This window comes from Streptomyces sp. NPDC043812, from assembly GCF_056436245.1.
Window position 1 is genome coordinate 1 of record NZ_JBWKCY010000065.1, and the last position, 7821, is coordinate 7821.

Below are 7821 nucleotides of genomic sequence, written 5' to 3' on the forward strand. Positions count from 1 at the left end.
TTTCCCGATCGCCGACAACAGCAGCGAGGAAGGCCGGAAGAAGAACCGCCGGGTGGAGATCTCCTTCCCGCGCGGTGGCTCCACGGGCTGACGCCACGCGACGTCAAAGGGGGCCGGGCCGCATCCAAGGACGCGGCCCGGCCCCGTCCTCGTCTCCTACAGCAGGTGGTCGGCCTTGCCGGCCTTGATCTCGCGGATCAGGTTCCGCAAGGCTTCACGGCTGTCGGTGAGGTAACGGCCTTCCTCGCCGGATATGGCGATGTAGCTGTTGCCCTGATCGTCGATACCCAGGCGGTAGCAAGAATTACCCTCGCCGCAGTACGGCGCTTCCCAATTGACGGTTGCCATCGGTACACCTTTCACAGTTGTTGCGCGATGTTCCGGATGAGTCGGCGCGAGTCCTCGGGGGAGAGCGCGATCTTCTCCATCCAGTCCAGATGGGCGCGGTACTTCGTCAACTGCGTCTCGGTGTGCAGGAAGTCCGGCCCGTGCGAGTTGTCGATCTGAACGGTATCGAGCTGCGCCACGGGCCCCTCGGCGTACAGGACTGTCTGACCGGCGCCCGGGAAGGCGCCTGCCTCGAAGGGGAGGACCAGCAGCCTGATGTTGCTGTGGCCGGACATCTCGTCCAGGTGCTCCAACTGTGCCCGCGCCACTGCTCGTCCGCCGAACTGCATGCGCAGCGCCGCCTCGTGCACGATCGCGGTGAACGGGACAGCGTCATCGCCCATGAGGATCCGCTGGCGTTCCACGCGGTGATCGTGGCGCACATTGATCTCCCGCTCGGGGAGCTGGGGGATCACGACGCGGAAGACTGCGAGTGCGTGTTCGGAGGTCTGGAGCAGGCCCGGGATGTGTACCGAGTACGCGGCTCGCATGCGGACGGCATGCGCCTCCAACTCGGCGATGTCGAGCAGCCCCTGGGGTAGCGTTCCGCGATAACGCTCCCACCAGCCCCGTTTGCCGGGCTGCGTCATCTCGACCAGAGCATCGACGTAGCGGGCGTCGGTGCAGTCGCAGTTGCAGGCGAGGGTGCGCAGCCTGTCCGGACTGATCGGACGCGTGCCGGACTCGATGTTAGAGATCTTTGCTCGGTCCATACCGAGCAGACCGGCTGCGAACTCGGCCGAGACATCCGCTGACACCCGCATTCTGCGCAGCTCCGCCCCAAGGCGTTTCTGGCGTTCGGTCGGAGAGGTCCTCGCAACCATGCCGTTTCCTTCCGCTTGCGGTCGTGTGCAGTCTGCCGCGTTGCGGCCTCGTCGAGCCACGAAGGGGCACGGCTTCCGATAGTAGGGGCAAATTTACCCCTCGCCTGCTCTACAGTGAGTAACGCACTGCTCACTAAAGCGAGTTGGAAGTGCATCACGCGTGCCTGCCCGCAGCCTCCTTCCCTGGGAGGGGCGGGCCCGCGTCAGGGAGACAGGCCACCGCTCGCCGCCGATGACCACGTACGCACACTCACGCACCCGGACGAGGGAGTCCGTCATGCCGCAAGCTGCCAACCGCAACCCGCTCTGTCCCTTGCCCTTGCCCCTACCGGCGGGGCGACGGGGCCACCGCGCCGGAACCGGGCGCGGGGGACTGTCGCTCAGCCTCACCTTCCCTGGAGAGGCCCGCAGCGCGGGCATCGCACGGAACGCGATCACCTCGGCGCTCCACGCCCACCGCCTCGACCCGTACGCGTTCCCTGCCGTGCAGGCCGCATCGGAACTGGTCGCCGTGAGCGCCCGGTTGATGCCCGGCGAGGACGTGTATCTCTCCCTCCGGCAGCGTGGCGAAGGCGTGCGGATCGCCGTCTGGGACCAGCACCCCCGGCACGCCGATCCCGTCGCCGTGCGCCTCTGCGAGGACCGGCGGCGCCGGGCGCTGTGGCTGTTGGCGGTCGTCGTCGACGACTGGGGCGGCGACTGGGGAGTCTGCGATGCGCTGCCGCCGCACCGGGGGACCAAGTCGTGGGTGCGGCTGCCCCGGTAGCCACAGCGCGACGCGGCTGAGCCCGCCGACGGGTCCGAGCCCACGGCGGGCTCAGCGCCGACGGGCGACCCCTGGCGCGTGCCGGCCGAGGATGCGGTCTACCAGATTCCATGCTCCAGTTCCTCCAGCGACAGATTCCACTGGGAGTCCTCGTGCGCGAAGGGTGTGGGGTCAAAGGCGCCGACCACTTGCCTGAAACGCGCTGACAGCATCTCCGGGGAGAGGTCATTGTCGTGGTCGACCTCAAGCTTCCGGAACTCGATGAGCGCATACACCAGGGACTCGACATCTCGGTGGAGCTCGATGTAGCCAGTGCACCCCTCCGGAAAGGCGTAGATCCTTCCCGACCCGGGGTCGACGGCCACGAGGGAGGTGAACAGGTGGCCGAGCATCCACCACGACCGGCTCTCTGTCGGACAGGGGGTCCCGTAGTGGTCGAAACGGGTCCCCAGGGTGATCGCGTCCAAACTGGTGGGGTAGGGGTCTTCGACGCTCTGCCGGGAAGCAAAAACCTCGGAATGTGGGAGCCCTACAGAGCGCAGGAAGTTCGCCGAGCGCTGATCGAATTCGACAGTACTGCCCTGCGGGAAGTATACGACGTTGTCCAGGCCGTAGGCCCTTACCAACTGGATGGCGGTAACAGAGAAGTTCACGACATGCTGGAATATGGGATCGCGCCGCCGATCAAGGCGTGCGGACAGTTGTCAGGTGTAGATTCCACCCTCGAGGTTGTCGAACAGTTCAACCCACTCGCTGTATTCGTGAGCAAACGGCAGCGGGTCGACGATCCTGATGCCGGCTGCGATGTCATCAACCTCGCGCTTGCGTCGCGAGTACTCGACATCCTCATCGTCCTCGTCAACTCCGCGCGCATATGTGTCAATGTACTGCAAGAATTCGGCAACAGTACGGGCCAACGAGGACAGGTCGCTGTGTACGGGGATCAATTCCTTGTTGGCATCGGTGAACTGGTACACGACACCGCTGACTGGGTCAATGACGACCGCGTTGATCGGGAACGTGCCGATCTTCACGACGTTGCTGACACCATCGGGGAACGTCCACCCCCGTTCTGTCCGAGATGCGCGGTCCCAGATGAAATCCTCGTCAAAGGTGACGGGTAGACGGAAGGAGATCTCAAACTCTTCGTTGTCTGGGAGCCCCACGCGAGTGAGGAACTCAAGCGCCTCCCCGTTGAACCCATACTGTTTCGCCGCCTGTGGGGGCAGGCGGTGAACGTTGTCTGCCCCCACCGCTTGCTCCAGGATCTCTCGATCGATATGGAAGAGCACCTGTCAGCCTCGCTTACCTTTTCTCGCAGCCTCCATGGCCGCTCCGTCGGATTCTGTCATCATGCCAGCATCCAGTCCGTGCTTGTTGTGCCAGTCTTCCAGATTCTTTCGGTAAGTCCGGTGCTCCCCGTCGATGCTGTAGGAAGACGGCCGCTTGCCGTCGACGGAAGACTGATCGTAACTGTGAGAGTGAGTGACCTCGAGGTCCTTTCCGAAATTCTCCCCCAGCCATTGATTGCACCATGAGGAAGATTCTTGGCAAGGTTCTCGCTCAGTGTAGAGCGACTGGATTCCGTCCTGGCGTCCGTGTTTGAGGACTGGGTAGCCGATGGTGCGCTCGGAATGGACACCCTTGCTGTGGCCGACCAGGATAACCTCGTTACCATCCGTGTCTACATAGTTTGCCGCGGCATAGTTTCCACCCATGTAGTTATTCTTTGAGTAACGTGCAAGCTGAGTAGCCGCAGCCAGGTCTTGAGTCTCTGTCTTTCCGAGGCGTCTGGAAGTGACCTTTGAATTGTCGGGTGAAGGTGACAGGCCGTAAGGATTCTCCTTCTTGTCGCTGCTGCGATGACGCCAGACAGTGTTATCATCCTCGATAATATCCCTGATGCCGATTTCGTTTCCGTTTATCCGTGTCGGCTTTCGCCCGTCATCATAGAGTCGTTCCACTGTGCCATCGGCGTTGAGCAGGTACATGGGAACTTCGTCACCATCAACGTCGCGGCACCTGTCGAAGTCGCGCTTGCGATCCTCGTCGTTCTCCTTCTGATTTCGCTTGCTCTTGTCTATCTTGCCGCCGTGGTCCTCCAGGGTCTTGACCATCTCGTCGGACTTCTTGTCGACCGCGTCCTCGGCCTTGTCCATCACGGTGGCGAGCTTGTGGAAGCGGCTGTCCTTCTTGACCGAACTCTTGCGCTTCCCGCCCCCTTCCTTGAAGGAACCTTTCTTCTTGTCGAAGTTGCCGGCCGCCTTCTTGTAGTCACCTGAGGCGCGGTCGAACTCGTCGAACTCGATGACCAGATCCTGAGCCATGTCCGCACCGCCCGGGGCCATGACGTCGTAGGTGCCGCCACCACCTAGCCGGTCTGTGAACAGCTTTTCGATCTCGGCAAGGATCTTGGCTTCGATCTTCTCGGTGACGATCGACGTGATCTCGCCGATGGCGTAGTCGATGGCTTCGTGGACGGCCACGCGCGCGATGCCTATCGCTGCTGCGGACACCAGGCCGCTCGCGCCAAAGGTGAAGAACATGCCGACGACACCTGCTGTCGCGGCGGCGGCAGCGGTCGTGAGATCAGCGACGATGGCGATCTTGCAGCCGAGAATGAGGTCGGCGCACTCGTCGAGGGCGCCAGCCAGGTCGTCGCATCCGTTGGCGAAGGTGGCCAGGTCCCGAGTCGTGAGCTTGCCCCAGCGGCGATCGATGGCCGTAACCGTCTCGCCCTTGCTCTTGCCGCCGACTATGTGAGAGCAGGCGTCGTTGCCTTCCTTGACCGCGTCTCGGATGCCCTCAGCCAGGTGTCTGTAGTCTTTGGCCGAGTCCTTCACCTCGTCCTCGTCGATCTGCGGCCAGTCGACGCCTACCAGGTTCAGAACCTCGACCAGATCGTCGGGCAGCTTCATTCCCACGTGAGACTCCCCCGTCGTCGGTCGCTCGACCCTTCAGGCTCATCAGAGCTTGTCGGACCGTCAACTCGCTTATGAGATAGTCATATCAAATGAGCCAGGCATCGAAGGCTGCTGCCCAGTTGGCGAGCCTGGCCCTCAAATCAGACGTGCGGTCACACGGATGAGCGCCTCGTCCATGCCGATGACGACGGAGCGGTCCGCAGCAACCGCAACCGCACGAACAGGCGCCCCGGGGCGAAATCCCACCTGTGGGCCCGTTTCGATGCAGTGAAGTTGCACAAGTCCGTCTGCCCATGCGACCGCGAGAACCGGCCCCTGGTCACTGCACACAGCGTCGAGGGCGACCACGCCGCATGTACGTGCGGAAACAGGGGTGGGAAGGGGATCGTGTCCCGGGGCCCATGCTCGAACCGTTCCGTCCGCTCCACCGCTGTAGAGCAGCGTCGCCACCGTGTCCTCCGCCACCGGGACTCCCAATGCGGCCACAGCCGTGACGCGCCCGTCGTGAAGTGCCGCATCCGCCGTCACGTGGCCGAAGGTCCGCACCGTGCCTTCGGTGTCACCGAGCACCACAACTTCCAGCTCCGGAAGAGCGGTTGCCGCGATCGCGGTGCCTCTGTGCGCTCGCAGTTCCTGTGCCAGGGTCTCCTTCTCGTCCGGTTCGTCGTTCAGCAATGCCTCGATACCTGAGCGAGAAGCGCCCACAGCGCGCGTTCTGTCCACAACTGCACGACCAGCACCGTCCATGCTCAGGAGCGTGCCGTCGGACAGCAGGGACATCCCGATGCTGTTCGATGTACCTGATGCGAGCCGCCCTCGAGGCGAGGCGTCTGCCATGTCCAACAGGCGTACGGTGCCGAGGTGGTCGATCGTGAGCAGTGTCCCGTCGAGCGGGCCCGATCCCACCGCCAACGCTGCCACTGGGCCCGGCCACGGTGGAGTGACGTCGCCCTTCACCCTGGCCCAGTCCACGATCCACGGTGCATCTGTGGCCAGGGCATCGAGGGCAGGTGTAAGCCGCGGGTCAGCGCCCTCGCCCAGGATTGTGCGCAGAACCAGTGCACGCGAGGCCACGCTCTGGTCGCGGCAGAGGGACTGTCCCGCCCTGAGCCACGCGCTGCGGAGACCTCCATACTCCTCATCGGTTTCGGCCTCGTACGCGGCAGTGACAGACCACGGGTCTGCAGCGCAGACGGCAGCCGGGTCGGACAGGTCGACGGACGGAGTTCGCTGGGAGCCGCCGCCACCGCCACCTACGGGGAGTGAAGACTTCGCGGACTGCCATTCCTCGAATCGTTGCTGGTCCGTCCACTGCTCCAGATCCAGGTTCAGCTCCGCCCATCCGCGGTCGACAAGAGCGTCGTGAGCTGCAGTTCCCGTACGGGCCTCGACGATCAGCCGGACATGCGACAACCCAGCAATGGCCTCCATGAACTCAGCGACCTCAGCAGCTCGGACGTCCGGAACCACGATCACGGTGCGGCGGGTATCCGCGGCCAAAAGTTCCAGCAACTCACCAGGCGCGCGCGCCACGACGTCGAGCTGATCGGCCACGGCCCAGAGCAGCCCGTGCAGACTGTCACCTGCGAAGGGAACCACCGCATGGACGGCCCGTTCAACGGGAGTCCCCGATCTGCCTCCGTGACGGACCAACCAGGCGAGCAGCATCGACTTCCCGCAGCCCGCCGACCCTGAGACGACACAGAGCTTCGGCGCCTGCGTGTCCGCCAGCCAGCCCAACAGAGCGGCGGCCGCCGGCTCGCGGCCCGCCGCAGGGCGTTCCCATCGTGTCACTGACGCCTCGCCTGCTCGGCGGCGTGCGTGATCAGTTGCTTGAGGCCCTCTTCGCGGGAGGCTGCCGTGTCGCCGTAGTCGAAGCTGTGCGTGAACTCGGCATGCGGAAACGTCTCCTGGAGCCACACCGCGCAGTAGTGGCCCGGCATGAGACAGGGCTCCAGCTCGCAGTAGACGCGTCGTACCTGACTCGCGTCCACGTTCGTAGCGGACAGACGCTGCCAGATGATCTCCTCGGGGTGCAGCTGTCCTGGTCCGGTCGCCTCCGTCACGATCTGCTTGGCGCCGGCGTTGTCGATGTACTCGAAGGCGGACGAGAAGGGGAAGTTGAGGGTGTGACGCACATCGTCGAGCACACGGGGCCACCAGCTCTCTCGCTCGGCAAAGGCCAGTTCGTCGATCGTCCGCAGCTCTTGGTTCAGCTCACGGAACACTGCGGCCGCCTCCGCCAACCCCGACGAGGCCGCAATGCGCGGCAGCGCCAGGTCCAGAGCCATCATCGACGCGCAGAATGCCGCCAGGTCGCTGTTGACGAACATGTCGTCGTAGACGTCGACCAGCACTACTGCCTGCACCGCTCCGTCGGGCCGGACACAGAGATGAGCCAGGCCGTCGCTCCCGATACGCGGCCATGCCTGTATCTCCCTGGGAGCCGGCGGCTGCGACTGGCGGGCGGCGGTCACACCCAGAGTGGTCGGTTCATCGGAGCGAGGGCTGTGGAAGTAGGGCGCCACGCTCTCGGGGACACCGGTTTCCTGCAGGTACTCCCTGACGTCCTGCGGCAGGGTGGCGCCGTGCAGATCCGCCGGGACGAACCGCCGGAGGCCGTCACGGCCGAAGTGCTGGAGCATCTGGTCCGGGAGAGCCGGAACGGGGGAAGGCATGGGTTACTCCACGAGCAGGCACGGCCGACGGTCATGTCCGACCCTAGCGGCGATAGTTCGTACGCCCAGCAGGACGTGGAGGCCATCTACGCATGGGGCCGCCCCTCGCGCATCGGTGCGATGGCCACCCGCACCCCCGCCGCGATCCCCCACTCCGCCATGGCCCCGGCCTCCGCCTCCAGTACGTGCCGCCCCCGCAACCGGAGCATCCCGAGTCGTCCCGGCCTCATCGTGCGCACATC

At 64.5% G+C, this 7821-nt stretch carries 8 protein-coding genes and 2 pseudogenes; 2 read left to right on the forward strand and 8 right to left on the reverse strand.

From position 1 onward, the window contains the following. Positions 1 to 91: pseudogene (locus AC067Z_RS38235) on the forward strand (OmpA family protein); the annotation flags it as partial. Between the two features lie 65 nt (positions 92 to 156). Here the strand turns inward: AC067Z_RS38235 and AC067Z_RS38240 are convergent. Together AC067Z_RS38240 and AC067Z_RS38245 are read right to left on the reverse strand one after the other, a co-directional pair. Next, positions 157 to 348 (reverse strand): hypothetical protein, encoded by a 192-nt coding sequence (locus AC067Z_RS38240; RefSeq protein ID WP_478794259.1) that lies wholly within the window; start codon positions 346 to 348, stop codon positions 157 to 159. 11 nt (positions 349 to 359) lie between these two features. After that, entirely contained in the window at positions 360 to 1211 is an 852-nt protein-coding gene (locus AC067Z_RS38245) for a helix-turn-helix domain-containing protein (RefSeq protein ID WP_478794260.1), read from the reverse strand. 277 nt (positions 1212 to 1488) lie between these two features. Between AC067Z_RS38245 and AC067Z_RS38250 the strand changes: the two genes are divergently transcribed. Continuing rightward, the gene (locus AC067Z_RS38250; RefSeq protein WP_478794261.1) at positions 1489 to 1977 is read left to right on the forward strand and encodes an ATP-binding protein; all 489 of its coding nucleotides are present in this window, start codon (positions 1489 to 1491) and stop codon (positions 1975 to 1977) included. Between the two features lie 98 nt (positions 1978 to 2075). On the opposite strand, the gene AC067Z_RS38255 is transcribed toward AC067Z_RS38250, so the two are convergent. From AC067Z_RS38255 to AC067Z_RS38280, 6 genes and pseudogenes are all read right to left on the reverse strand, one after another. Further along, positions 2076 to 2630 carry an SUKH-4 family immunity protein gene (locus tag AC067Z_RS38255; protein WP_478794262.1) on the reverse strand — a complete coding sequence of 185 codons (555 nt, stop codon included), beginning with the start codon at positions 2628 to 2630 and terminating at the stop codon, positions 2076 to 2078. A gap of 51 nt (positions 2631 to 2681) precedes the next feature. Then, the gene (locus tag AC067Z_RS38260) at positions 2682 to 3269 is read right to left on the reverse strand and encodes an SUKH-4 family immunity protein (RefSeq protein ID WP_478794263.1); all 588 of its coding nucleotides are present in this window, start codon (positions 3267 to 3269) and stop codon (positions 2682 to 2684) included. 3 nt (positions 3270 to 3272) lie between these two features. Further along, complete coding sequence (locus AC067Z_RS38265) at positions 3273 to 4895, reverse strand: nucleic acid/nucleotide deaminase domain-containing protein (protein WP_478794266.1); 1623 nt, start codon at positions 4893 to 4895, stop codon at positions 3273 to 3275. 141 nt (positions 4896 to 5036) lie between these two features. Next, a complete protein-coding gene (locus AC067Z_RS38270) occupies positions 5037 to 6455 on the reverse strand; it encodes a WD40 repeat domain-containing protein (protein ID WP_478794264.1) in 1419 nt (472 codons plus the stop codon). Between the two features lie 236 nt (positions 6456 to 6691). Further along, positions 6692 to 7579: an SUKH-4 family immunity protein gene (locus AC067Z_RS38275; protein WP_478794265.1), complete on the reverse strand. Its 888-nt coding sequence runs from the start codon at positions 7577 to 7579 to the stop codon at positions 6692 to 6694. Positions 7580 to 7665: 86 nt separating this feature from the next. Next, positions 7666 to 7821 (reverse strand): annotated as a pseudogene (locus AC067Z_RS38280) (DUF192 domain-containing protein); the annotation flags it as partial.

Coding starts and splice junctions, on each gene's coding strand:
- AC067Z_RS38240 (WP_478794259.1), bottom strand. CDS start 348: ATGGCAACCGTCAATTGGGAAGCGCCGTACTGCGGCGAGGGTAATTCT.
- AC067Z_RS38245 (WP_478794260.1), bottom strand. CDS start 1,211: ATGGTTGCGAGGACCTCTCCGACCGAACGCCAGAAACGCCTTGGGGCG.
- AC067Z_RS38250 (WP_478794261.1), top strand. CDS start 1,489: ATGCCGCAAGCTGCCAACCGCAACCCGCTCTGTCCCTTGCCCTTGCCC.
- AC067Z_RS38265 (WP_478794266.1), bottom strand. CDS start 4,895: ATGAAGCTGCCCGACGATCTGGTCGAGGTTCTGAACCTGGTAGGCGTC.
- AC067Z_RS38275 (WP_478794265.1), bottom strand. CDS start 7,579: ATGCCTTCCCCCGTTCCGGCTCTCCCGGACCAGATGCTCCAGCACTTC.